Source organism: Microbacterium sp., from assembly GCF_036566905.1.
Lineage (GTDB): Bacteria > Actinomycetota > Actinomycetes > Actinomycetales > Microbacteriaceae > Microbacterium.
In genome coordinates this window covers 37770-62447 of sequence record NZ_DATCVK010000224.1, presented here as the reverse complement: position 1 = coordinate 62447, position 24678 = coordinate 37770, and the positions used below count along the sequence as shown (strand labels likewise).

Sequence of the window (24678 nt, the reverse complement as noted above, 5' to 3'; positions counted from 1 at the left end):
CAGACGTCGCGACCGGCGCCGCGGGGGCGAGCGCCGGCTCGCAGGCTGCGGCTGAGCCCACCCGCCCCGCACCGATCTCCCAGCTGACTCCGGCAGAGGCGCTCGCCGCCCAGCGCGCGGGGGCCGTGCTCCTGGACGTGCGCGAGCCGTTCGAGACCGCGCGCGGCGTCATCCCGGGCTCGATGCTGCTGCCGCTCGGCGACGTGCTCGCCGAGCCGCGGCGAGTGGAGGCTCCCCGTGTGATCGTGGTGTGCCAGGTCGGCATGCGCGCGCAGCGCGCGGCGGCGGCTCTGCGTGCCGCAGGGATCGAGGCGTCCGTCCTCGCCGGCGGCATGGACGCGTGGAACCGCGACGCGGCCGGCGCGGCGGTGCGCGCGTGAGCGGCTTGCGCACCGTCGAGGAGCACCTCGCCGACGTGCTTGCCGCCGCCGATCCGCTGGAGACCGAGCGCGTCGCGATCGCCGCCTCACACGGCCGCACGCTGCGTGAACCGGTGCGGGCCGCGGTCGACATCCCGGTGTTCGACAACTCGGCGATGGACGGGTTCGCGGTTCGCTTCGAGGACGTGGCCGTCGCGCCGGCGACGCTCCGCGTCGTCGCCGACCTGCCCGCCGGCACCGACGCCGACCCGGCACTCGCTCCGGGCCAGGCTGCGCGCATCATGACCGGGTCGGCCGTCCCGGTCGCTGCCGACACGATCGTCCCGTTCGAAAACACCACCGGCGGGCTCGCCGACTCCCTGGGTTCGATCTCGGTGCAGAAGGCCCCGCGTGCCGTGGGCGCCCACATCCGTCGCGCCGGTGAGGACGCGCGCGCCGGCGACGAAGTACTCCCCGCCGGTGAACTGCTCGGCCCCCTGCAGGTCGCCGCCGCGGCCGCGGCCGGCGTCGCCGAGATCGTGGTCGCGCGGCGTCCACGCGTAGCCGTGATCTCCACGGGGAGCGAGCTCGTCGAGCCGGGATCCCCCCTGCGACGCGGACAGATCCCTGAGTCGAACAGCGTCCTGCTCGCCGCACTCGCGACGGAGGCGGGCGCGGATGTGGTGCGCCGGGCGAGCGTTCCCGACGAGAGCGGGGCCCTCGACGCCCTGCTCACCGAGGTGACGAACCCGCGGTCGCCGGATCGCGCGGACGTCGTGATCTTCTCCGGCGGCGTCAGCGCGGGTGCCTACGAGGTGGTCAAGACCACGCTCGCCGAGACCATGGTCTTCTCGAAGGTGGCGATGCAGCCCGGCAAGCCGCAGGGCTTCGGCCGTCTCGGCGCCGGCACCCTGCTGTTCGGGCTGCCGGGCAACCCGGTCAGCGCGGCGGTCTCGTTCGAGGTGTTCGTGCGACCGGCGCTGCTGCGCCTTCAGGGTCGCCGGAGCATCGACCGACCCGTCATCGCGCTGCAGGCCGGAGCCGGCTGGCGCACGCCGCCGGCGCGGCGCCAGTACCTGCCCGTTACGATCGACCGCTCCCACCCGGCGGCCTGGCTCGCGGTCCCGGCGACGAGCGGCGGATCCCATCTCGCCGGCGGACTCGGCCGGGCCGAGGCGTATGCCGTCGTGCCCGCCGAGGTCGACGCGGTGGCGGCGGGCGATGTCGTCGATGTCATGCTGATCTCATGAGCACGCCCGAACCGCCGACCTTCACGCACCTCGACGATGCCGGGAACGCGCGCATGGTCGATGTCACGCTGAAGCAGCCGACCGTGCGTTCCGCGACAGCCCGCGCCTTCGTGCGCTGCACGCCCGAGGTCGTCGCCGCACTGCGCGACGGGTCGGTGCCGAAGGGCGATGTGCTCGCGGTCGCCCGCATCGCCGGCATCCAGGCCGCCAAGCGCACCCCCGAGCTGCTGCCGCTCGCGCACGTCATCGGCGTGCACGGCGCTGCCGTGGACCTGGCAGTCGAGGACGATGGCGTCGCGATCGAGGCGACGGTGCGCACCGCCGACCGGACGGGCGTCGAGATGGAGGCGCTGACCGCCGTCTCGGTGGCGGGGCTCGCCGTCGTCGACATGGTGAAGGGACTCGACAAGGGCACGTCCATCGAGAGCGTGCGCATCGTCACGAAGACCGGCGGCAAGAGCGGCGACTGGCACCGCCCGGGCGAGAGCTGATGGCCGCCCCGCGACCCGCCGTTCCCGCCGGGCTGGGCGCGATCCTGCTCGCGGGCGGGCGGGGCACCCGCGTGGACGGCGCCGTCAAACCGCTGTTCGAGGTGGGCGGGCGCACGCTGCTGTCGGCGGCGGTGAGCGCGGCGACGGATGCCGGCGCCCGGCCTCTCACCGTCGTGGCAGCGGTGCTCGACGAGAGCCTCCCCGTCGGATGGGTGCGCGAGGATCCGCCGTTCGGCGGCCCGGCCGCGGCCGTGGTCGCCGCGCTGGCATCCTGGCCGGCGGAGGACGACCCGGAGTGGACGCTGGTGCTGGCCTGCGACCTCCCCGGCGTCGATGCGGCAGTCCGACGGCTGGTGGACGATCTGCCCCTGCTCCCCTCCGACACCGAGGGTCTCTGCCTCGGCGACGCGTCGAGCCGACCTCAGTGGCTGACGGCCGTCTACCGCACGCGGGCGCTGCGGCAGGCCGCATCCGCTCTCCCCGACGGAGGACGCGACCAACCCATGCGTACGCTCGTCGAGGATCTGGCGATCGCGGTCATCGCGGCGCCCGACGCCCTGACCCGCGATATCGACACGTGGGAGGATCTGAACGAAGCCCGCGCGCGGGCCGACCACGCGCACCCCACCCTGGAGGAGTCGCCATGAGCGAGCAGTCCCGCACCCTTCCCCCCGAGGCGCTCGACGCCTGGGCCGCCGCGCTGCGCGAGCGGTTCGGTCTCGCACCCGAAGACGTGCCGGTGTCGCTGATCCTCGATCTGGCACGCGACGTCGCGGTCGGTGTGGCGCGCCCGGCGGCGCCGTTCAGCGCGTTCGTGGCGGGGCTCGTGGCGGGTCGCAACGGCGGCTCTCCGGCCGACATCGCGTCCGCCGTGGCCGCGATCACCGCACTCGCCGGCGACTGGGAGCACGAGGCCTGATGGCCGTCGTCCGCTACTTCGCCGCCGCGCAGGAGGCGACCGGCCGGGACTCCGAGCGCCGTACCGAGGCGACGCTGGGCGAGCTCCGCCGCGCCGTGTCCGAGGAGTTCCCCGGGCTGGGCGGCATCCTCCCCCGCTGCGCCGTGCTCGTCGGGGGCGCACGCGTCGACGACGACACGCCTCTCGGCAGCGACGACCTGGTCGACGTGCTGCCGCCCTTCGCCGGCGGCTGATCCCCTTCCGGGCTGCGGCGGTCCTCGGCCGCCGGGCTCAGCCGCCGAGGCCGAGCCAGGTGGCGGTGCCGTCGGATTCGACCTGGCGCTTCCAGACCGGCAGGTCGGTCTTGATCGTCTCGATGAGCGTGCGGCACACCGCGAACGCCTCGGCGCGATGTGCGGACGCGACCGCGATCACGACGGCGGCGTCCCCGACGTGCAGCGTGCCGACGCGGTGAGACACCGCCACCAGCGCGCCGGTGGCTCCGATCGCCGCGGCGGCCAGGCGGGCGAGCGCAGGTTGGGCGTCGGGGTGCGCCGAGTATTCGAGGGCGACGACGGCGGTCGCGGCATCCGGATCATGATCGCGCACGCGACCGACGAATGTCGTCACGGCGCCCATGCGGGAATCGTGGACAGCCCGCAGGTGCGCGTCGAGATCGAGCGGCTCGCCGCTGATGGCGGCGACGCGCACGGCGTCGGTCGACACGGCCATCAGTGGTCTCCTCCCCCCAGCTGGTCCAACAGGTGACGGGCGACCGAGAGCACCACCGGCATCCCGTCCGTCACGCCGCCCGGCGACCCGGGCAGGTTGACGACGAGCGCGCCGTGCGGGTCGACGACGCCGGCGATCCCGCGCGTCAGCATGCCGGCGGGCTTCTCGGCCGCACCCCGTCGCCGCAGCTCTTCGGCGATGCCCGGCACCTGGCGGGTCACGACGCGGGCGGTGCCCTCGGGCGTCTGGTCTCGCGGCGAGACCCCCGTGCCGCCGGTGGTCACGATCAGCTTCACACCGGCGACGACCTCGGCGGTCAGCGCGCGCTCGACGCTGTCGGCACCGTCGGCCACCACGACGGCGTCGGCGCAGTCGAAGCCCGCATCCCGCAGCGCCGAGACCGCGATCGGCCCGCTGGTGTCGGGGCGGGCGCCCTCGGCGGAGCGATCGGAGACGGTGATGACGGCGGCGCGGGTCATGCCTCCAGCCTAGGCACGCGCCGGGCTCTCAGGTGCGGCGTGCGAGCCGCACCACCACCGATTTGGACGTCGGCGTTCCCGAGACGTCGGCGACGGAGTCCAGGGGCACCAGCACGTTGGTCTCCGGGTAGTACGCGGCGGCGTTGCCGCGGGGCGTGCGATACGCGACGATGCGGAACTCCTCGGCCCGTCGCTCCTCGATGGTGCCGTCCGGCCGCCTCCACTCCGACACGAGGTCGACGATGTCGTTCTCGGCGAAGCCCAGCGCGACGATGTCCTTGGCGTTCACCAGCACGACGCGGCGTCCGCCATGGATGCCGCGGTACCGGTCGTCCTTGCCGTAGATCGTGGTGTTGTACTGGTCGTGCGAGCGCACCGTCTGCAGCAGCAGGCGTCCGCGCGGGATCCGCGGATACTCCAGCGGGTTCACGGTGAACCGTGCCCTGCCGTCGGGTGTCGCGAAGGAGCGCGCATCGCGCGGCCCGTTCGGAAGGTGCAGCGTGCGACCCTTGTCGATGCGCTCCTCGTAGTCGTCGAACCCGGGGATGACGCGCGCGATGTGGCCGCGGATGAGCGCGTAGTCCGCCTCGAGCGCCGTCCAGTCCGCGTGCGGGACATTGGACGGATGCCGCAACCCGGCCGGATCGGGACCGTCGGTGCGAGCCTCCTCGCGCGGTGACCGCTCGGGATACCCGCGGTCATGCCGCGTCGCGCCGTCCGCGGCATCCGTCACCGGCTCAGGTGATGTCACCGGCTCAGGACGAGTCCCGCCCGGACCGTCCTTCCCCCTCGATATCACCTGATCTCGCGACGACGACGGTCGGCCGGCCGCTCCGCCGACACCCGCGGACCCGAAGACGAGCGCGCTCAGCCGGGCGACGATCGCGACCTCGCTGAGGAGCTCCTCGGACGGCGGGGCCAGACGGCCGCGGGAGGCGTGGACGGCTCCCATGGAGTCCTCGACGGTGACCCGCTGCTCGCGGCCGCCACGGCGGTCGCGGTCGGTGCGCCCGAGCGTCGGCAGGATGAGGGCACGGCGCCCCGTGACGACGTGCGAGCGGTTGAGCTTCGTGGAGACGTGCACGGTGAGTCCGACGCGCGACATGCCGGCCTCGACGACCGCGGTGTCGGGGGTCGCCGAGACGAAGTTGCCGCCCATGCTCATGAAGAACCGCACGCGGCCGTCGCGCATCGCGCGGATCGCGCCGACCGTGTCGAAGCCGTGCTCGCGCGGGGCGGCGAAGGCGAACTCGGTGTCGAGGGCGTCGAGGAACACCGTCGACGGCTTCTCGTAGATGCCCACGGTGCGGTCGCCCTGCACGTTGGAGTGCCCGCGCACGGGGCAGACGCCCGCGCCCGGACGGCCGATGTTGCCCTGCAGCAGCAGCAGATTGACCACGTCGCGCAGCGTCGGCACCGAGTGCTTGTGCTGGGTGAGTCCCATCGCCCAGCACACGATCGTCGCCTTCGACGTGCGTACGGTCTCGGCGACCCGCCGCAGCGACTTCTCGGGAAGGCCCGTGGCGGTGACCAGGTCGCGCCACGAGGCATCCGCCATCGCCTGACGGTAGGCATCGAAGCCGCTGGTGTGCGCGGCGAGGAACTCGTGGTCGAGCACACCTCCGTCGGTCTGCTCCGCCTCGAGAAGGTGCTTGCCGATGGCCTGGAACAGCGCCTGATCGCCGCCCAGGCGGATCTGCAGGAACTGGTCGGCGAGCTTCGTGCCGCCGAACGCGACGCCCCGGACCGTCTGCGGGTTCTCGAAGCGCAGCAGTCCGGCTTCGGGCAGCGGGTTCACCGCGATGATCGTCGCACCGCGCTGCTTCGCCTTCTCGAGCGCGGAGAGCATTCGGGGGTGGTTCGTGCCGGGGTTCTGCCCGGCGACGATGAGCAGGTCGGCCTCGTGGATGTCGTCGATCGAGACGGTGCCCTTGCCGATGCCGATCGTCTCGGTCAGCGCCGAGCCGGAGGACTCGTGGCACATGTTGGAGCAGTCGGGCAGGTTGTTCGTGCCCAGGCCCCGCACCAGCAGCTGATACAGGAACGCCGCTTCGTTCGAGGTGCGGCCCGACGTGTAGAAGACGGCCTCGTCGGGATCGTCCAGCGCCCGCAGCTCATCGGCGACCAAGGCCAGCGCGTCGTCCCACGAGATGGGCCGGTAGTGCGTCGCACCCTCCTCGAGCACCATCGGGTGGGTCAGCCGCCCCTGCTGTCCGAGCCACCAGTCGTCGTGGCCGCGCAGCTCGTCGAGCGAGTGCGCGGCGAAGAATTCCGGGCCGACACGGCGCAGCGTCGCCTCCTCGGCGACCGCCTTGGCGCCGTTCTCGCAGAACTCCGCGATGTGCCGCTTGTCCTCCTCGGGCCAGGCGCAGCCGGGGCAGTCGAACCCGTCCTTCTGGTTGACGCGCAGCAGCGTCTGCACGGACCGCGCCACACCCATCTGCTCGTTCGCTATCTCGAGCGCGTGCAGTATCGCGGGCACGCCGACGGCGACCTTCTTGGGCCGTGACACGTGCACGCGGGTCTCGTCGATGTCGGCTCTCGGGGGCTTCGTCGCCATACCTCCAGGCTATGCCTCGCGAGACCGTCGAGGGCGCCTCACGACGCATGAGCAGTACGCCTTTGCATGACGGACGCGGCGACCGCGGGCATCCGTCCGTGCGCGTCGTCCGGCGCGCTCAGCCGCCCCACCACGCACGCGCGGTACCGCGTAGGTCGTCGCGTGCCACGGCCCCACGTCCCGGCGCCGACACCGACTCGCGGGAGTCGGCCGATGCGGCCCGGTTGTCGCCCATGACCCAGACGGCACCTTCGGGCACGGCGACACGGAACGGGATGTCGCCACCCGGCCGCACCGCACCGGCATAGGCCTCCTCGATCGGCGCGCCGTTGAGGAGCAGCCGGCCGGTTCCCGCCTCGCAGCACACCACGACGTCGCCCGCGACGCCGACGACCCGCTTCACGAGGAGCGCGCCCTGGGTACCCGACCATCCTTCGCGGTCGACGAGGAGCACGACGTCGCCGCGCCCGGGCGGGCTCCACCGGTCGAACAGCACCGTGTCGCCGCTGTGCAGCGTCGGGTTCATCGAGTCGTTGCGGACCGTCGCGACACCGAAGGCCGCGGTGAGCGAGAGGGCTGCGCCCGTGGGGATCAGAAGCGCTGCGAGCCAGACGAGCACCCGTCGCCGGGCGCCGAGCGATGGGCGGACCACGGCCGAGCCGGCGACGATCGTCACGGCGCCTCGGCGAGGAGCGCCGTCATCGCCGCGATCTCGCGCTGCTGCTCGACGAGCACGTGCTTGCCGGACGAGCGCACGTACGCATTGGATCCCTCGCGGACCGCGCTCTCGGCCATCGCGAGCGCGCCCTCGTGATGGGCGATCGTCAGGTCGAGGAACATCCGGTCGGCGGCGTCGCCCTCGGCCGTGTCGAGCGCAGCGAGCTGCTCGGCGCTCGCCATGCCCTTCATCTGCGTGTGCGGGTGATCGCCGCATCCGGTCGGCACGGCTCCGGCGGGCTGCGCGCCGCCGTGACCCTCGTGCCCACCGCTCGAACCGCCGGCGGGGATCGCGCCGCGCCACGCATTCTGCCAGGCCCGCATCGTCTCGATCTCGGCGGCCTGGTCGGCCACGATGAACTCGGCGAGCGCGCGCGTGCGCTCGCGGACCCCGGTGGCGCCCAGCACGAGGCTGCTGAGCTCGAGCGCCTGTTCGTGGTGCGGGATCATGCCCTCGATGTAGCAGTGGTCCGCCACCGTCGGATAGGCGGTGGTGGCGGCATCCGTCCTCGCACCCGCGGAGGCGGCCTGCGGCGCGGACTCCGCACTCGTCGTCAGACTCAGCCCCACGGCCCCCGCCGCCACGGTCGCGGTCGACAGGGCCAGCACGACGCCGAGGGCGGCGATACGACTGCGCATGAGGGAGGTCCTTTCAGCTCCGGATGCCGCGGGCGGAGACTTCCGCGACACAGGGTTCCCGCGGGGCGACGCGACCGGCGCGCCGCCCCGCGGGTGGGGATCAGGCCGCGGCCTGTCCCTTGGCCGCCTGCTGACGGCGCAGGTGCCACGACGTGGCCGCGAGTCCGGCTCCTGCCACCAGGAGCAGGAGGCCCGACAGCGCCCAGTTGTTCGCGTCGGTCCCGGTCGTCGCGAGTGCGCCGAAGATCGCCGCGGGCGACGCGGACGCCACCGTGAACGATCCCTGGGCGACGGCCGACGAGGTCTGCCCGGTGAGGACCAGCGAGTGCTCGCCGGCGGGCGTGTCGGATGGGACGACGAACTGGACGCTGACGACTCCCTCGCTGTCGGCGACGAACGTGCCGACGTCGACGGGGTCGGAGTGCAGCACGGCGCTCACGGTCTCACCGGGGGTGAACCCGCTTGCGGTCGCCGACTGCGCGGCACCGGGCGCGACCTCGGCGCTGCCGAAGGTCACCGGCGCGGCTGCGGGCGCCGTCGAGCCCCCGTTGCCGTTGCCGTTGCCGTTCCCGTTGCCGTTCCCGTTCCCGTTGCCATTCCCGTTTCCGTTTCCGTTTCCGTTTCCGTTGCCGTTTCCGGACTCGGTGGGCGTCGGCGTGGGCTCCGTGGTGGGCTCCGCCGTCGGGGTGGGCGTCGGCGACGCGGTCGGCGTCGGTGTGATGTTCGGGTTCGGCACCCCGCGCATGTCGCCGTTGACCCACTTGCGGCCCTCGGGGATGTTCGGGTTCTGCGCCGCGAAATCACGCGGGTAGAGGGTGAAGCCCTGCCAGTGGATCGGCATGGGGCTCTGGTCCTCGTCACGGTTGATGTGGTGGAAGCCGACGTTCACCCACGCCACCGGGTCTGCGAGCGGCTCGCCGTCGGAGATGTAGTCGGTGACCATCTGCCCCGCCTTCGACGGGATGAGGTTGTGGCTGGCGTGGATCTCGTCCGACTTGGCCGACGTGAACGCGATGTCGTAGTCGGTCTCGGGGTTGAGGTTGTACGCCTGGTCGCGCGGCACGATGATCTCGTACGAGCGGGCGTGCCCGTCGGCGTTGATGCTCTCGGGGTTCACGACCCGGTACGCCTCGCGGTTCGAGCCCATCGTCTTGGTCTCGTTCGTGATCTGCGTGAGCTGCGTCTCGAGGATCGCAGTGTGGCCGGTGTCGCCCGTGGTGCCGTACTCGCCGGTCGGCGTGGTCGCGAACTTCTCGACCTGCTGGGAGGCGCCGGAGTCGATGCCGAAGTCCACGCGCCAGAACGCCGAGTGGTAGTGGTTGACCGCGAAGTCCTCCTGGCCCGGGGCGATCGGCCACCCCTGGTTCACGACGTCGACGTAGTCGTTGGGCGAGAGGTCGCCGGTGGCGCCGAGGCGGACCGAGATCTCGCCGTCGTCGTGGAACCGGTACTCGGTCTGGTACTCGTACCAGCCGATGCGCGACACGCTGTGCAGCACGAGGTCGGTGCCCTGCGCGGCGTACAGCGCATCGTTGGTGATGTTCGAGCGGTAGGCGAGTCCCGAGTCCTCCTCGCCGATGCAGATGGCGGGGATCTCGCCGCGGGTCGCATCCACCCAGGCGCTGTGCACCTCGCCGACCGGGCAGTCGACCTCCGCGATGGCCTGCAGGCGGCGCCCGCCGACCTGGTAGGTGGTCACGTCGTTGTACTCGGTGGCGCCGGTGTCGTACGGCACGTTGAGCTGGGCGAGCGCGATCGAGTCGAGCACGAGGATCGGCGCCGCGTCGTCGCGCGGCTGGTAGGCGATCTTGTCGAGGACGAGCCCGCGGTAGGTGTCGAGGCGCCAGCACATCTGCCAGCTGGAACCGGACTCGAGGGTCTTCGAGACGAGGGAGTCGCCGGAGCAGGATGCCTCGGTGACCGTCTGGGCGGACGCTGCGGCCGGTGCGGACAGCACGAGGCCACCCGCTAGCAGCGCCATCGCGGTGCCCGCGCCGAGCAGCCGGCGGAGGGGGTTTCGTTTCATCGGGAGGGTCTCCATGGTCATGAGATGGACAGGACGGCCCGCGTCGACAGGTTGACGACGTAGGTGCTGGTGGTGAGGAAGGCGCCGCCGTCGACCTGGGCGAGCAGCTGCACGCACCGGTCGACGCCGCACGACTCGGCACCGAAGGATCCGGCATCCGTGACGAACGAGTGGGCGGTGAGCAGGACCTCTGCGGATGCCGGGGTCAGGACCGAGCCGCCGGTGAGCGCGGCGAACTCGTCGACGACGGGCTGCGCCGCGTCGGAGTCGAGCAGCAGCTCCCACGCCAGTGAGGTCTCGGCATCCGTCGGAGCGGGCTGCGTGCCCGAGGCGCGGTCCACGGACTCGACCGCTCCGGTCGTCGCGTTCACGATCATGCTGACCGTCTCGTTGGTGGCGTAGTCGTAGTACAGCGAGATCAGGCGGCGCTGTCCGTCGGTGTACGCCTGCGGGTCGGCCACGTCGGTGGAGAGGAACTGCAGTCCCGGCTCGCCGAACACGTCCTGGCCTGCCGCGAACGCCGCGTCCTGTGCGCCCACGAAGCGCACGTACTCGACTTCGGCTCCCGAGAGCGCGTCGTAGGCGGCCGCGACCGTCGCGGGCTTGGCGACCTCCTCGGCCTTCTCGGGGGCGTCCTCGTCCGTGCTGTCGGCGGCGATGGGTGTGGATGCCGTGGTCTCGGGCGACGAGGTCGCCTGGACGGCGGTCTGCGTCGCGAAGACCAGCGCGACGGCGGCGGCGGCCGCGGCGACCGCGGAGCCGATGCCGAGGGCGCGCGGTGTGAGCAGTCGGCCGCGGAGCGTCGGCCGCTGTCGCGAGGGGGGCGGCGAATCCCCCTCGGGAGAGAGCTGTTGTTCGGTCACAGGATTCCTTTCGAGGGCGGTGACGCGGCTCGCACCCGCGTCGGGGCCGATTCTTCGCCCGCGCCGTTTCCCCGCCGTATGGGGTCGCGAACGCCGAGCGAAATCCTGGTGAGACGACGCCGGCCGATTCCGGCCCGCTGATCCCACGTCGTGTCACGCGGCCGAAACATGGGCCGCCGTTTTCGGCAACGCGCGCCCGGTAGCGTCACGGCCAGCCGCACCGCGGAGAGCGCCGGGCACCGAGGAGGACGCGTGAGCACTGCACTCGCGGACGCGATCGAGCAGGCGCGGCCGAGGAACGACCTCGGGTCCAGCTCGCCCTTCGCGGGCCTGCGCCGTCGCCACGCCCACACGATCGACGTCGTCGCGCAGTCCGTGGCGGCCACCGCGCCGGCCGGCGTCCTGCTGATCCACCCCGCCGCCGCCTACGCGCGCAGCGGATCGTTCGCGTTCCTCGACATCGCGATCACGATCACCCTCGTCGTGGGCGTGGGCCTGGTGATCGGCATGTTCGCCCGCCGCATCGCGAGCACCGGCTCGCTGTACACGTTCGCGGCGCGCGGCCTCGGCTCCCACGTCGGCCTCGTGACCGGCGCGGCCCTGGGCATCGGCTACCTCGCCGTCGCGATGAACACGCTGGCGTCGGGCTCCCAGCGCCTCGCGAACCTCCTCAGCGGCGGAACCGCTCCCCCGTGGCTGGTGGTCGTCCTCATCACCGTGTTCGGCGGCATCATCGCCCTGGTGGTCGCCCGCGGACTGCGGATGTCGACCCGCATGCTCCTGGTGCTCGAGTCGATTGCGGTGGTGACGGTGCTGGTCCTCTCGATCGTCGCCCTCAGCCTCACCCGGTGGGATCTGGGCCTGCTCGTCCCCCGCCCCTCGGACTTCTCGCTCGAGGCGATCATCACGGGCGTCGCCTTCGCCCTCATCGGCTTCGTCGGATTCGAGAGCGGCGCCGCCCTCGGGCCGGAGACGCGCCGTCCGTTCGCGGCCGTGCCGCGCGCCGTGATGGTGAGTGTGGGGGCGACGGGCCTGGTCATGCTGGTCGGGACGGCCGCGCAGCTGTCCATCGTGGCCGAGCGGCCGGGCGCGGCATCCCTCGCCGCAGTGACGAGCCTCTCCGGCCTCATCGACGTCATCGTGGCGATCTCGTTCCTCGCGTGCGCCCTGGCGATGACGAACGCGGCGACGCGGCTCGGGTTCGCGATGAGCCGCGAGGGCCTGCTGCCGATGGTGTTCGGCCGGGTCTCGCGCCGCGGCGTGCCCGCGGTCGCCGGCGTGCTGCTCACGGCGGTGGTGACGGCGGTGCCGGTCACGATCCTCGCGGTCGGCGGCGGCCGGCAGGACATGCGGATCGTCACCTCGCCCGCGTCGATCATCGGCTTCGTGCTGGCCTACGCGCTGGTGTGCGCGGCGGCGCCGGTCTTCCTCGCGCGGATCGGTGAGCTCACGGTGCGCGCCGTTGCCATCAGCGCACTCCCCCTCGCGGGCCTCCTGTGCGTACTCGGCTTCTATCTCGCCGCGACGCTGCGCGACAATCCCGGTGGGCTGCTGTGGGCGGCCGGGATCCTCGCCGTCGTCGTCGGCGCCGGCTCGCTGCGACTCGCACGCCACCCGCGCGTGGCCGCGCGGATCGGCGTGCACGACTGGCCGATCGACTCGGACTGCATCGAAGGGCCGGCCCGGACGTGAGCGGCGCGGGTCTCGCGGGCGACACCCGGCTTCCGGAGAAGGGCCTCGGCCTCGCGCTGGAGATCCTGGAGCAGGTCGCGCGCGACGACCGCGGCGCCTCGGCGGCCGAGATCGCCCGCGCCGTCGGCGCCCCGCGGGCGACGGTGTACCGCGTGGTCAACTCCCTCGTCCGGGACGAGTACCTGGTGCGGCGACCGGACTTCTCCGGGTTCCTGCTCGGCACGCGCGTGCTCGAGCTCGCCGCGATCGTGGGCGCCCGCACGCGGCCGGCTCACGCCGCGGTCGTGGACCGCCTCCGCAGCGACACCGGCGAGGCGGTGCACCTGTTCGCCTTCCACCGCTCCGGGCTCCTGGTGCTCGACGAGGACGCCGCCCAGCCGCTGTCGGACCCCGATGCGCTGCTGGCGGACCCCACGCGATCGGCGATCGGACACCTCTGGCTGGTCGCCCATCCCGACCGCCGTCTGCAGCAGGCGCCGAGCTGGCGGGTCGACCCGGCGTCCGGAGACGTCCGCGCCATCCACGAGGCATATGCGGTCCGCGGCTACACCGAGCAGGTCGCGTTGCTCAGCAGCGACCGCGGCTGCCTCGCCGTTCCGATCCACGACGAGGCCGCCCGTCCGGTCGGAGCGGTGACTCTGTCGACCGCGATCTCGCGCCTCTCGGTCGCCGCACGCCACGTCGGCGCGCTGCGCGACGCGGCGCGTGCGCTCGCTCCGATCGGCGCGCTCAGCGACTGGTGACCGCAGCGCCGCAGCCCCCCTCGGAGAAGACTGCGGCGACGTCGGGCTCGGGAGCCGACGGATGCCGTCCACGCGGCACCCGGCATCCGCGATCGCGTACTGTCAGGGCCCCTGCTCGAGGATCCCGTCGATGATCGCGGCATCCGAGGCGGCCTGCTCGAGCACCCGCTGCGCCGAGTCCGCTACGGCCGGATGCGGGTCGCCGTCGAGGATCAGGGTGACCAGCGCCACCATGCCGGTGTTCTGGTCGCGCAGGATCTCGGCGAACCGGCGCTCGGCGTCGGGGTGCTGGGCGTCGACGAAGCCCTGCAGAGTGCTCCAGGCCGGCATGCCCGGCATCTGCGCGTGATCGGCGCCGTGGCCGCCGCAGGGTCCGTCGGCGGGGGGCTCGGCCGGACGCGCGTCGACCCACGAGACGTACCACTCGCGCAGGTCGTCGAGCTCGTCCTCGTCTCGAGCGGCGATCCCGGTGGCGAAGCCGCTCGCCCCGGCGTCGAGGCCCTCCTTGCGCAGCAGCGTCTGTGCGAGCTCCTGCTCCTTGACGCGGTAGTAGATCATCGCCTCGACGTAGCAGTAGTCGTCGGCCGTCACGGGGATCGAGGGCGAAGCGGATGCCGAGGGCGTGGCGTTCCTGCCCGGCGACGCCCCGGACGGCGCGTCGGTGCCGGCCGTCGTCGCGGCGACGGCGAGCGCGATCCCCGCCGCGGCGGTCGCCACGGCGAGCGTCAGCGCGACGATGGCGACAGCTCTGCGGCGCACGCGGGGGCCTTCCGGGTCGGAGGGATCCGCCCGCGGGCGTCGCAGCGCTGCGCGCAGCGCGGCGCGAGCTCGGGAACGTGCGCCGGCGGGGTCGGGATGCCTCAGCGCCTGCCGGTGCCGAAGATCCCGCGGATCACTCCCCCGAGAATAGTCTGCGTCGACTTGGAGTTCAGGATCTGGTCCAGCGGCGACTTCTGGGCGGACCGCGACGTGCGGGTCGTCCCCGCCGTCTTCTTGAGCAGCCGCTCGTACTCCTGCTGCGCCTTCTTCTCGGCGGCGGCGCTCGCCTTGTCGGCGGCGGCCTGCTGCTTGTCGATGGCGGCCTTCTGCTTCGCGTACTCCGCATCGGCCCTGGCCTTCGCGAGGGCCGCTTCCTCCGCGGCGGCGGCGTCGTCGGCGGCCTTCATCTTCGCGGTGAGGATCTCGCGCGCCGACTCGCGGTCGATCTCCGTGCCGTACTTCGCGAGCAGCGGCGACGCCTTCACCGCGGCCTCGATGGCGGGGTCGGGCGTCGGGGACATGAGGCCCTGGGGGGCGCGCAGCCGGGTCCACGCGACCGGGGTCGGGGCGCCCTTCTCGCTCATCACGGTGACGATGGCCTCACCGGTGCCGAGCTCCTGCAGCACGCGCTCGAGGTCGTAGCCGGACTTCGGGTAGGTGCCCACGGTCGCGCGCAGTGCCCTGGCATCGTCGGGCGTGAACGCGCGCAGTGCATGCTGCACACGCGAGCCCAGCTGCGCCAGCACGTCGGAGGGAACGTCCTTCGGCGTCTGCGTGACGAAGAACACGCCGACCCCCTTCGACCGGATGAGCCGCACGGTCTGCACGATCGCGGCGAGGAAGTCCTTCGACGCATCCTTGAACAGCAGGTGCGCCTCGTCGAAGAAGAAGACCAGCTTCGGCTTGTCGGCGTCGCCCACCTCGGGGAGGATCTCGAACAGCTCGGCGAGCAGGTACATCAGGAACGTCGAGAACAGCGCCGGCTTGTCGATCACCCCCGGCACCTCCAGCAGGCTGATGATGCCGCGCCCGTCGGATGCGGTGCGGATGAAGTCGGCGACGTCGAACTCGGGCTCGCCGAAGAAGACGTCGGCCCCTGCATCCGCGAACGTGATCAGCTCCCGCAGGATCACGCCCGCCGTCGCCGCCGACAGCCCGCCGAGCTCCTTGAGCTCTGCCTTGCCCTCGTCGCCGGTGAGGTGGCTGAGAACGGCGCGCAGGTCCGACAGGTCGACGAGGGCGAGTCCGTTGGCATCGGCGTAGTGGAACACGAGGCCGAGGCTCGACTCCTGCGTGTCGTTAAGGCCGAGCACCTTGCTCAACAGCAGCGGCCCGAATCCCGACACCGTCGCCCGCACCGGGACGCCCTTGCCGATGCCGCCCAGCGCGAAGTACTCGGTGGCGGACGCCTCGGGCTTCCATTCCTGCCCGATCGCCTGGGTGCGCGCGAGCAGCTTCTCGCTCGGCTCGCCCGGCGTCGCGACGCCCGACAGATCGCCCTTGATGTCGGCCGCGAACACCGGCACGCCCTTCGCCGCAAGCTGCTCGGCGAGCCCCTGCAGCGTGCGGGTCTTGCCGGTTCCCGTCGCTCCCGCGACGAGCCCGTGGCGATTCATCATGCCGAGCGGGATGCGGATCTGCGCCGACGGCACCGGGTCGCCGTTGAGCAGGGCGCCGAGATCGAGGGTGGTCTCGTCGAACACATACCCGGTGGTGATCTTCTCGATGTCTTGTTGAGTGAGAGGGCCGGATTGCGTTCGGGGGATGGTCGGCTGGTCGGGTTCTGTCGGGGTTGCTTGCGTTGCCGAGATGGTCGGTTGGGGATTTTGTTCCTGCGTCGCCGGAGGCGAGCTGGGCGCTCGCGCGGGCCCCTGGGTCGTGCCGCCGGATGTCTCCCCGGCGTTGCTGGGGCCTGCCGAATCCGTGACTGCAGCCGCATCCTGAACGACGGGAATCGGCTGCGCCGACACGCGGTCGGGGGCGCCGGTCGCCTTGGCCTTCGCGGCGGCGGCCTCGGCGGCCGCGAGCGCGGCCCTGGCCTGTGCGGCCTTGAGCTGCGCCTCCGCCGCATCGGCCTCAGCGCGCAGCCGGGCGAGCTCAGCCTCGGCGGCGAGAATGGCCGGATCGGTCGCGGTGGAATCGGGCGCGGGCGAGTCGGGCGCGGTCATGCGCTCAGCCTAGTCACGGGCGTTTCGCCGCGGCATCCGCTCCCTCCCGGGCCATCGGCAGCGCGAAGACGCCCGCCACCAGCAGTGCCGTCCCTGCACCGATCATGGCGCCGCCGAGCGTGTCGCTCAGCCAGTGCGCGTGCAGGTAAGTGCGGCTGAACGCCATCAGCAGCACCCACACGGCCCCCACGATGCCGACCCACAGCCGCGGGAAGATCACGACAGCCGCCACCGCGATCGTGGCCGCGTTGGCCACATGCCCCGACGGGTATGAGCCGTAGTCCGACAGGACGAGGATGTCTTCCGGACGCACCCGCCCGAAGGTGTGCTTGAGCACCTGCACCCCGGCGGCCGACACCGCCTCGGCAGCCAGGAAGTACGCGGCTGCCCAGGGGCGCCGAAGCACGATGAGCGCGATGGCCCCGCCGATCGGCACCACGAGCACGCTGAACCAGCCGCCGCCGACGAAGTCCATGAGGTGCGAGAAGCCGGTGAGGAAGGGGGTCCACCACTCGGCGACGAGTGCGTTCCACGCGGTGTCGACGGCGAACGGCTCCTCTCCGCGTGAGAAGATCCACCAGCCGAGCAGGCACGACAGCACCACCAGCCCCGACCCGGCGATCAGGTAGGCGACGACGGGCACCGCCACCCGCCGCTCTGTCGTGGTCATCGCCCCATTCTGCCTGGCAAGCCGCCCGATCCACCTCATCCGGGCTTTTTCCGCGCACCCCTTGACAACCTCCCGCCGCACCGGGCCACACCGACCGTGACGGCGCCGTCGGCGTCGGGCAGGATGGGGACCATGCCAGCAAAGGCCGTCGACATCGTCCGTGCCATCGTCGCGCCTCTCACCCGCACCCGGCTGTTCCGGCGCGTGCTGGGGCCACTGCTGCTGCCGCCGGTCGAGCGCTTCGTCGCGTGGATCTCACACGGGCGGGTGCAGGTGAGTGCGCTGCTGGTGCCGTCGCTCGTGCTGCACACGATCGGAGCGAAGTCGGGCGAGCCCCGCGACGCGGCGCTGATGTACACGCCCGACGGTCAGGGGCGCGCGATCGTCGCGGGCACGAACTTCGCCGGCGCCCGCCACCCGGCATGGACGGCGAACCTGCTGGCGCATCCGGATGCCGCGATCACCGTCCGCGGGCGGCGTATGCGCGTCCGCGCGACCCCGGTGCCGGACACCGAACGCGACGCCGTGTGGGCGCGCATCGAGACCCAGTGGCCCGGCTACCGCAACTACGAGCGCGAGTCCGGTCGCACCGTGCGCCTCTTCCGCCTGCAGCCGGTCGCGCAAGCGGACTGAGCCGGAATCAGGGAGCCAGCCGCTCGACCGTGCGCGGACGCACCACGAGCCACAGCGACAGCAGGCCGACCACGGCGCAGCCGACCATGACAGAGGCCATGGTCGTGGCCGTGATGCCCGCATCCTTCGCGATCCACCCGACGAGGGGCGAGATGATCCCGGCGACGCCGAAGTTCGTCGCGCCGATGATCGACTGCGCCGTGCCCGCCGCCTTGCCGTGACGGTCGAGCGCTAGCACCTGCACGCACGGGAACGTGAAACCGCACCCGGTCATGAAGACGAAGAGGGGCACGATCGTCCCCCAGAGCCCGAGGCCCATCTGGTCGGTGACGATGATGGCCGCGGCCGCCACCACGAGCACCGCGGTCGACCACGCCATGACCCACTGCGGGCCGAAACGGGCCGCCAGGCGCGACGCAGTCTGTACACCGACCACGACGCCGAACGAGTTGACGGCGAACATCAGGCCGTATTCCTGGGCGCTCAAGCCGTAGCTGAGCTGGAAGAGGAACGACGAGCTCGAGAGGTACGAGAACAGGCCCGAGAACGTCATGCCGCCGATGATGAGCACGCCGATGAACACCCGGTCGCTGAAGACGCTCCGGTAGCGCTGCCACACGGTGGTCGAGCCGCGCTCGTGGCGGCGCGCCGGCGGCAGCGTCTCGGGCAGGAACACCATCGCCGAGACGAGCATGATCGCCCCGTACACGGCGAGGACGACGAAGACGCCGCGCCACGGCATGACGGCCAAGAGCGCCGAGCCGACGAGCGGAGCGAGCACCGGCGCGACACCCGAGACGAGCGCGAGGCGCGACAGCATGACGACGAGGCGACGACCGCCGAACAGGTCGCGCACGATCGCTGCGGCCACGACGCCGCCCGCCGCGGCTCCTGCGCCCTGGAACACCCGCGCCACCGAAAGCAGCTCGAGGGTGGGGGCGAGCGCAGCGGCGACGCTCGCGATTACGTGGAGGGCCGTGACGGACAGCAGCGGCACCCGGCGACCCACCTTGTCGCTCAGCGGACCGACGATCAGCTGCCCCAGCGCGAACCCGATCATCGTGCCCGTGAGGGTGAGCTGGATCATGGCGGCCGTGGTGTCGAAGTCGGCCTCGAGCACCGGGAACGCCGGCAGGTACAGATCGATCGTGAACGGGCCGAGCGCCGTCAGGGCGCCGAGCAGCACGATGTAGAGGACGCGGCGACGATGCGGGATCGAGTCGCCGGGGTGCAGCACGATCGGCGCCGTGGCCGGGTTGCTCCCGAGCGTGCGGATCGCACCGGTGGACGTCGGGTGCGGATGCGGCAGAGGCTGAGGCTCGTGCTGGCGTTCAGCGGGTGTCTGGGGCTTCTGGACGGGGAGCGATGCGGTGTCGAGCAACAGTGGGCTTCGTTTCGTGGCGGGAGATTCGACGGCGGCGTAGGGGGAACGGCGTCGACATCGCGGCGAGGCGGTGCGGGCGCGGGAGACGGATCGAGGGGAAGCGGATCATCCGGCGCTGCCGATCGGCACCGGGATCCACGTTTCGACCGCAGGGTCGAATCGATTCGAGTTCCCATGATAACGGATGCCTCCACCCGGCCGCACGCGCGACCCGGGAGTGCCGACGACTGCTGTCGGCGCCTTCCCAGGACCGGACACATGCGCTCGCATAGGATTGTGGGCAACCCGTCATCCGCCGTCCCGCGGCATGCGCCGGGCGCCCAGACCCCTGTTCATCGATTGGCAGAGATCACGAGCATGACCCCGACCGACAAGCGCACGAGCGGCAACCCGGCCACGCAGGCGAAGATCGACCTCACCGTCAAGCAGCAGCGCGAGCAGAAGCGCCAGGAGAAGCTCGCCGAGTATCAGAAGCAGCTCGCCAAGCGCCGTCGCAGCAAGCTGGTGTGGTGGATCGTCGGCTCCGCCGCCGCCGTGCTGGTCGTGGCTGCGATCGTCGCCTCCATCGTGTTCGCGCCCGTCCCGGCGCCGTCGTACGCGCGCGGCGACAGCGACGGCAGCGGCATCGAGGGCGTCGAGACCTTCACGAACACGGCGAACCACGTCGAGGGCGATGTCGAGTACGCCCAGACTCCCCCGGCGGGCGGCGACCACAACGTCGCGTGGTTGAACTGCGGCGTCTACACCGAGCCCGTGCCCAATGTGAACGCCGTCCACTCTCTCGAGCACGGCGCGGTCTGGGTCACCTACGACCCCGCGCAGGTGTCGGACGAGGAGATCGCCCAGCTCGAGGACGCGCTCCCGTCGACGTACACAGTCCTCTCGCCGTACAACGACATGGACACCCCGATCGCCCTCAGCGCATGGAACGCCCAGCTCAAGGTCGACTCCGCCGACGACGAGCGCATCGAGGAGTTCATCAAGACGTACTGGAACAGCACGAACGCTCCCGAGCCGGGCGCGGCCTGCACCGGCGCGTTCGACGCGCCGGGTAAGAAGTAGGCGCCGCGTGTCGGACGAGGCGTCGACCGGGGCGACCCGGCGATGGCTCGTCATCGGCGTCGCTCTGGTGCTCATCGCGGCGCTGGGCTTCGCGGTCGGAAGGTTCTCGACGTTCGGCTCTCAGGCCGCCGCGACGACTCCTGGCACGAGCTCGCCGGAGGCCGGATTCTCCCGCGACATGCAGGTGCACCACGCACAGGCGATCGAGATGGCGATGGAGATCTACGGCAAGACCGAGGACGACGAGCTGCGCATCCTCGCCTACGACATCGCCACCGGGCAGGCCGGCCAGCGGGGTCAGATGTACGACTGGCTCGTGCAGTGGGGCCTCCCCCAGCGTGGCGGCCCGATGATGCAGTGGATGGATGCTGCGGCCGACGGCCACGAGCACGGCGGCGCCTCTGGCGCGGCGATGACCGAGGACGAGGCGCACGAAGCCATGGGGATGGCCTCCGCAGACGAGATCGCCGCCCTGCAGGCCGCCACCGGGCAGGAGGCGGACTGCCTGTTCCTGCAGCTCATGATCCGTCACCACGAGGGCGCGATCCCCATGGCGGACGCGCTCCTCGAGCTCGGCACCGACCCTCGCGCGCTCGAGGTCGCCGGCGCCATCAAGAGCGGTCAGACCTCCGAGATCGATGCGATGCAGTCGATCCAGACGCGCCTCGGCTGCAGCGGCTGACGCCGACGCCGCCCGCTGGACAGACGGATGCCGCGGGCCGACGTCACACGCCCGCCCGCGGCATCCGTTCTCCGGCGTGTCAGCCCTTCGTCGCGCCCGCCATGAGGCCGCGCACGAAGAACCTCTGCAGGGAGAGGAACACGATGAGCGGCACCGCCAGCACAAGGAACGCACCGGCCGAGATCAGGAACCACTGATCGCCCCACGACCCGGACAGGGAGTTCAGTGTCTGCGTCATGGGCAGCGAGGACGACGGCGCGAAGATCGTCGCCACCAGCAGGTCGTTCCACACCCACACGAACTCGAGGATGGCGAACGACGCGAGCGCCGGGGTCGCCAGCGGCAGGATGATGCGGAAGAAGATCTGGCCGTGGCCAGCCCCGTCCACCCGCGCCGCCTCAATCACGTCGGAAGGGATCTCGGCGATGAAGTTGTACAGCAGGAAGATCGCCAGCGGCAGGGCGAAGATGACGTGCGCGATCCACATCGTCGCGAAGCTGTGATCGACCTCCCGCATCTCGAGGCCGGGGAAGACCGCGACGTCGCCGATTTCGAGCCCACGCGAGAACAGGCTCAGCAGCGGCACCAGCGCCATCTGGATGGGCACGATCTGCAGCGCGAAGACCGCCACGAACAGCACGCCGCGTCCCCTGAAGTCCATCCACGCGAACGCATAGGCGGCCAGCGACGCGATTGCGAGGGCGAAGATCGTCACAGGGATCGTGATCGCGAGCGAGTTCAGGAACGACTCGCCGAGCGTGAGCGCCGTGCCGCCGGAGGTGAGGGCGGCCTGGTAGTTCCCGAGGGTGAAGTCGGGGTTGGTGAACACCGTCCACCACCCGGAGGACGCTGAATCCGCCCCTGGACGGAACGACGTGATGAGCAGCCCGAGCGTCGGGATCGTCCACAGGAAGGCGATCGCGATGGCGATCACCGTCGCCACGGGCGACGTCATGCGCTTCTGGGCCTGCGCCTCGTTGCGACGAGTCTCGCGCGCGATCTTGCGCGCGGCCGCCCTGTCGGGTTGCGGGGTCGTCTTGGAGTCGACGGCGGTCATCACCGCACCTCCCTCTGCCGGCGGAGCTGTCTGACGTTGTAGATGATCAGCGGGGTGACGAACACGAAGATCAGCACCGCGAGTGCTGCCGCATGCCCGTAGCTCTGGAAACGCTGCTGCTGGTTCACCATCTCGAAGCCCAGCACCGTCGAGTTGGACCGGCCGCCGGTCATCACCGCCACGATGTCGTACAGCTTGAGGGCGGAGATGGTGATCGTCGTGAGGACGATGACGATCGCGGTGCGGATTCCCGGCACGGTGACGTTGGTGAACCGCTGCCACGCGTTGGTGCCGTCGAGCTGTGCGGCCTCCATCTGCTCGGCCGGCACCGCCTTGATGGCGGCCGACAGGACCACCATCGCGAAACCGGTCTGCGCCCAGACGAAGGCGAACAGCAGGCAGAACGTGTTCACGAGCGGCCAGACGTCCAGCCACCTCACCGGCTCTCCGCCGAAGGCGACCACGATCGCGTTGAGAATTCCGATCTGCTCCCCCTGCCGGTAGTCGTAGACGAACTTCCAGATGAGGCTGATGCTGACCGGGGCGATGGCGAAGGGGATGAACACCAGGATCTTGAGGATGCGGTCACCGCGCGCGCGCTCCATGAAGGCGGCGTAGGCCAGCCCGACGATCGTCGCGAAGATGGGTGCGAAGATCGCCCAGATCAGCGTGTTGATGATCGACCAGAACCCCTGCGGGTTCGTGAACGCCCACACGTAGTTCTCCATGCCGACGAAGTTCTCGCCGGTCTTGTCGAAGAACGATTGGATGATCGTCGCGATCGACGGGTAGATGAGGCCGATCAGGATCAGGATCGCCGCAGGTGCCAGGAACAGCGTCAGCTGGTACAGATACCCCGCGCCTTCGCGGGCGCGGTAGTCGGCGTAGAAGAGCAGTCCGCCCGCGATGAGCGCGATGGGGATCACGTAGATGACGGCGTTCTGATACGGCCGCAGCATCATGAACGCCAGCAGCGGGATCACGAAGCACGAGACCAGTCGCAGCCAGAAATAGCCCGTGCCCTGGCGGGGCGCGTACTCGATGAGCACCAGCAGAACTGCGACCACCACGCCGAAGACCAGCAGGACGATGGGAATCTGGACGAGTGGACCCAGGTTGCCGATCCACTGGAAGAACGAGTTGAACGAGAACCCCAGCGAGGTCGGCCGGGCGTCGGGTGCCGGCGGGCTGAGGAAGAGGAAGATCAGGAGCGCCGCGATCAGGATGAAGCCGATCGTGACGACGAGCCGCGTGGTAGTCCGCGACGGCGGCTTCTTACCGCCACGCTCGGGCGGCGGCGCTGCTTCCGCCTGCTCCGTCGCTGATGTGGTCTGAGACATGTTCTGCCTTCCCCCGTCGACGCCGACGGATGACGTCACCCCGGTGCCGGGTCCGCCGCCCGAAGAGCGTGCAGACCCGGCACCGAGGCGCGGTGCGTCAGTTCTCGTAGCCTGCCTGGATGTCTTCCAGCACCTGCGGCGTCGGCTTGCCGTCGACCCAGTCGACCATCCCGCGCCAGAACGATCCCGAGCCGACGGTCGCCGGCATCAGGTCGGAGGCGTCGAAGCGGAAGACCGTCTCGGGGTCCTGCACGACCGTCATGGCGTCCGTGAGGAACTTGCTCGACGCGAGCGACGGGTCGGCACCGGTGTTGGCCGAGATGGCGCCGCCGAGCGCGACGCGCGCGTCCGCGAACTCCGGCGTCGACATGTACTCGGCCACGGCCTGCGTCGCGGCGTCGTCCGAGAAGACGGTGACGAACTCGCCGCCGCCCTCGACCGAGAACGGTTCACCCTCGAATCCCGGCATCAGGAACGCGTAGACGTCGCCATCCTCGGCGACGTCGGGCGTCGCGCCCTCGGCCGTCTGCACGGCGAGGAAGTTCGCCGTGAGGAAGGAGCCCTGGTGCGTGAGCGCGCACGTGCCGTTGGCCACCGCCGAGGCGATGGGATCGCCGAAGGCGGTCGAGTTGATGCTCTTCACGTCTCCGAATCCGGCGTTGACGTACTTCGGGTCGAGCAGGACCTTCGCCACCTGGTCGAACGCGGCCTCGATGTCGGGGTCGGTGAACGGAGTGTCACCGGCTGCCCAGCTGTCGTAGACGTCGGCGCCGGCCTGGCGCAGCACGAGGTCCTCGACCCAGTCCGTGCCCGGCCATCCCGACGCGGCCTCGGACGAGAATCCGGCGCACCACGGCGCCTGACCGGTCTTCTCCTGGATCGTCTTGGTGAGCTCGAGCAGCTCGTCCCACGTGGTGGGCACCTCGACGCCCCACTCCGTGAAGCTCGCGGGCGAGTAGTAGATGTAGCCCTTCAGGTTCGCGAGCATCGGTGCGGCGTAGAACGTGCCGTCGACCGAGCCGTAGTCCTTCCACGCCGGAGCCCAGTACTCGTCGACGTTCGCCGAGACCTCGTCCGTGCCCTCCTGCACCTCGCCGGTGCCGACGAGCGACGCCAGGAGGCCGGGCTGCGGCACGATCGCGATGTCGGGCGCCGAGCCTCCGGCGACCTTCGTCACGATGTTGCCCTCGAACCCCTTGTCGCCCGTGTAGACGACCTCGATGCCGGTGTCGGCGGTGAACTGGTCGAACGACTTCTGAAGCGAGTCCGCCTCGGTGCCGGTGATGCCACCGGAGATCTCAACCGTCTCACCCTCGAGCGAGCCGTCGCCGTCCCCACCCTCGTCTGCGCCCTCGGCGCATCCCGCGAGAGTCAGAGCCGCGACGGTGGCGATCCCCAGAGCGATGTAGCCGTGTCGACGACGTGATCGCAGTGCAGTCATGTTCGTCTGCCTCCTCTTCGAGTCCGCGGGGCC

25 protein-coding genes are annotated in these 24678 nt (G+C 71.2%); 11 read left to right on the top strand and 14 right to left on the bottom strand.

The features are described 5' to 3' along the window. The 6 genes from VIP82_RS20310 to VIP82_RS20285 form a co-directional block, all read left to right on the top strand. Positions 1 to 380 (top strand): rhodanese-like domain-containing protein (locus VIP82_RS20310; RefSeq protein WP_331911983.1); only part of this gene is annotated, 380 nt, incomplete at its 5' end. Further along, positions 377 to 1609 (top strand): molybdopterin molybdotransferase MoeA, encoded by a 1233-nt coding sequence (locus VIP82_RS20305; RefSeq protein ID WP_331911981.1) that lies wholly within the window; start codon positions 377 to 379, stop codon positions 1607 to 1609. The genes VIP82_RS20310 and VIP82_RS20305, both read left to right, overlap by 4 nt. Beyond that, positions 1606 to 2100 (top strand): cyclic pyranopterin monophosphate synthase MoaC, encoded by a 495-nt coding sequence (gene moaC / locus VIP82_RS20300; RefSeq protein ID WP_331911979.1) that lies wholly within the window; start codon positions 1606 to 1608, stop codon positions 2098 to 2100. The genes VIP82_RS20305 and moaC overlap by 4 nt, the downstream gene beginning before the upstream one ends. Next, on the top strand, positions 2100 to 2747 hold the full coding sequence (gene mobA, locus VIP82_RS20295; RefSeq protein WP_331911977.1) for a molybdenum cofactor guanylyltransferase: 648 nt from the start codon (positions 2100 to 2102) through the stop codon (positions 2745 to 2747). The genes moaC and mobA overlap by 1 nt, the downstream gene beginning before the upstream one ends. Next, a complete protein-coding gene (locus tag VIP82_RS20290; RefSeq protein ID WP_331911975.1) occupies positions 2744 to 3019 on the top strand; it encodes a DUF6457 domain-containing protein in 276 nt (91 codons plus the stop codon). The genes mobA and VIP82_RS20290 overlap by 4 nt, the downstream gene beginning before the upstream one ends. Next, positions 3019 to 3252 (top strand): MoaD/ThiS family protein, encoded by a 234-nt coding sequence (locus VIP82_RS20285; protein ID WP_331911973.1) that lies wholly within the window; start codon positions 3019 to 3021, stop codon positions 3250 to 3252. Before VIP82_RS20290 ends, VIP82_RS20285 begins: the two co-directional genes overlap by 1 nt. A 37-nt stretch (positions 3253 to 3289) precedes the next feature. Here VIP82_RS20285 and VIP82_RS20280 read toward each other — a convergent pair whose 3' ends face one another. From VIP82_RS20280 to VIP82_RS20250, 7 genes are all read right to left on the bottom strand, one after another. Continuing rightward, on the bottom strand, positions 3290 to 3730 hold the full coding sequence (locus tag VIP82_RS20280) for a molybdenum cofactor biosynthesis protein MoaE (RefSeq protein WP_331911971.1): 441 nt from the start codon (positions 3728 to 3730) through the stop codon (positions 3290 to 3292). Next, positions 3730 to 4209, bottom strand: a complete 480-nt coding sequence (locus VIP82_RS20275; protein WP_331911969.1) for a MogA/MoaB family molybdenum cofactor biosynthesis protein — start codon at positions 4207 to 4209, stop codon at positions 3730 to 3732. The genes VIP82_RS20280 and VIP82_RS20275 overlap by 1 nt, the downstream gene beginning before the upstream one ends. Positions 4210 to 4237: 28 nt before the next feature. Then, a complete protein-coding gene (locus VIP82_RS20270) occupies positions 4238 to 6769 on the bottom strand; it encodes an FdhF/YdeP family oxidoreductase (RefSeq protein ID WP_331911967.1) in 2532 nt (843 codons plus the stop codon). A gap of 118 nt (positions 6770 to 6887) precedes the next feature. Continuing rightward, the gene (gene lepB, locus VIP82_RS20265; RefSeq protein ID WP_331911965.1) at positions 6888 to 7445 is read right to left on the bottom strand and encodes a signal peptidase I; all 558 of its coding nucleotides are present in this window, start codon (positions 7443 to 7445) and stop codon (positions 6888 to 6890) included. Next, positions 7442 to 8125: a DUF305 domain-containing protein gene (locus VIP82_RS20260; RefSeq protein ID WP_331911963.1), complete on the bottom strand. Its 684-nt coding sequence runs from the start codon at positions 8123 to 8125 to the stop codon at positions 7442 to 7444. The genes lepB and VIP82_RS20260 overlap by 4 nt, the downstream gene beginning before the upstream one ends. 100 nt (positions 8126 to 8225) lie before the next feature. Beyond that, entirely contained in the window at positions 8226 to 10151 is a 1926-nt protein-coding gene (locus VIP82_RS20255) for a copper amine oxidase (RefSeq protein ID WP_331911961.1), read from the bottom strand. A 17-nt stretch (positions 10152 to 10168) separates the two neighbouring features. Beyond that, positions 10169 to 11014, bottom strand: a complete 846-nt coding sequence (locus VIP82_RS20250) for a hypothetical protein (RefSeq protein ID WP_331911959.1) — start codon at positions 11012 to 11014, stop codon at positions 10169 to 10171. Positions 11015 to 11266: 252 nt separating this feature from the next. On the opposite strand from VIP82_RS20250, the gene VIP82_RS20245 reads away from it, so the two are divergent. Together VIP82_RS20245 and VIP82_RS20240 are read left to right on the top strand one after the other, a co-directional pair. Beyond that, positions 11267 to 12706, top strand: a complete 1440-nt coding sequence (locus tag VIP82_RS20245) for an APC family permease (protein ID WP_331911957.1) — start codon at positions 11267 to 11269, stop codon at positions 12704 to 12706. Further along, positions 12703 to 13449 (top strand): IclR family transcriptional regulator, encoded by a 747-nt coding sequence (locus tag VIP82_RS20240; RefSeq protein WP_331911955.1) that lies wholly within the window; start codon positions 12703 to 12705, stop codon positions 13447 to 13449. The genes VIP82_RS20245 and VIP82_RS20240 overlap by 4 nt, the downstream gene beginning before the upstream one ends. Positions 13450 to 13551: 102 nt before the next feature. Here the strand turns inward: VIP82_RS20240 and VIP82_RS20235 are convergent, their stop codons facing one another. From VIP82_RS20235 to VIP82_RS20225, 3 genes are all read right to left on the bottom strand, one after another. Next, positions 13552 to 14208, bottom strand: coding sequence for a DUF305 domain-containing protein (locus tag VIP82_RS20235; protein ID WP_331911953.1), 657 nt, complete (start codon positions 14206 to 14208; stop codon positions 13552 to 13554). 101 nt (positions 14209 to 14309) lie between these two features. Next, positions 14310 to 16376, bottom strand: coding sequence for a helicase HerA-like domain-containing protein (locus tag VIP82_RS20230; RefSeq protein ID WP_331911951.1), 2067 nt, complete (start codon positions 16374 to 16376; stop codon positions 14310 to 14312). Between the two features lie 13 nt (positions 16377 to 16389). Then, positions 16390 to 17046, bottom strand: coding sequence for a phosphatase PAP2 family protein (locus tag VIP82_RS20225; RefSeq protein WP_331911949.1), 657 nt, complete (start codon positions 17044 to 17046; stop codon positions 16390 to 16392). A 132-nt stretch (positions 17047 to 17178) separates the two neighbouring features. On the opposite strand from VIP82_RS20225, the gene VIP82_RS20220 reads away from it, so the two are divergent. After that, complete coding sequence (locus VIP82_RS20220; protein ID WP_331911947.1) at positions 17179 to 17679, top strand: nitroreductase family deazaflavin-dependent oxidoreductase; 501 nt, start codon at positions 17179 to 17181, stop codon at positions 17677 to 17679. Between the two features lie 7 nt (positions 17680 to 17686). Here VIP82_RS20220 and VIP82_RS20215 read toward each other — a convergent pair whose 3' ends face one another. Further along, a complete protein-coding gene (locus VIP82_RS20215; protein WP_331911945.1) occupies positions 17687 to 19060 on the bottom strand; it encodes a multidrug effflux MFS transporter in 1374 nt (457 codons plus the stop codon). 360 nt (positions 19061 to 19420) lie between these two features. Between VIP82_RS20215 and VIP82_RS20210 the strand changes: the two genes are divergently transcribed. Both VIP82_RS20210 and VIP82_RS20205 read left to right on the top strand, forming a co-directional pair. After that, positions 19421 to 20125 (top strand): thioredoxin-like domain-containing protein, encoded by a 705-nt coding sequence (locus VIP82_RS20210; RefSeq protein ID WP_331911943.1) that lies wholly within the window; start codon positions 19421 to 19423, stop codon positions 20123 to 20125. A gap of 7 nt (positions 20126 to 20132) precedes the next feature. Then, positions 20133 to 20807, top strand: a complete 675-nt coding sequence (locus VIP82_RS20205; RefSeq protein ID WP_331911941.1) for a DUF305 domain-containing protein — start codon at positions 20133 to 20135, stop codon at positions 20805 to 20807. A 79-nt stretch (positions 20808 to 20886) separates the two neighbouring features. On the opposite strand, the gene VIP82_RS20200 is transcribed toward VIP82_RS20205, so the two are convergent. The 3 genes from VIP82_RS20200 to VIP82_RS20190 form a co-directional block, all read right to left on the bottom strand. Continuing rightward, on the bottom strand, positions 20887 to 21864 hold the full coding sequence (locus VIP82_RS20200; protein ID WP_331911939.1) for a carbohydrate ABC transporter permease: 978 nt from the start codon (positions 21862 to 21864) through the stop codon (positions 20887 to 20889). Further along, on the bottom strand, positions 21864 to 23204 hold the full coding sequence (locus tag VIP82_RS20195) for a carbohydrate ABC transporter permease (RefSeq protein ID WP_331911937.1): 1341 nt from the start codon (positions 23202 to 23204) through the stop codon (positions 21864 to 21866). The genes VIP82_RS20200 and VIP82_RS20195 overlap by 1 nt, the downstream gene beginning before the upstream one ends. A gap of 97 nt (positions 23205 to 23301) precedes the next feature. Further along, positions 23302 to 24645, bottom strand: coding sequence for an ABC transporter substrate-binding protein (locus VIP82_RS20190; RefSeq protein WP_331911935.1), 1344 nt, complete (start codon positions 24643 to 24645; stop codon positions 23302 to 23304). Positions 24646 to 24678 lie beyond the last annotated feature (33 nt).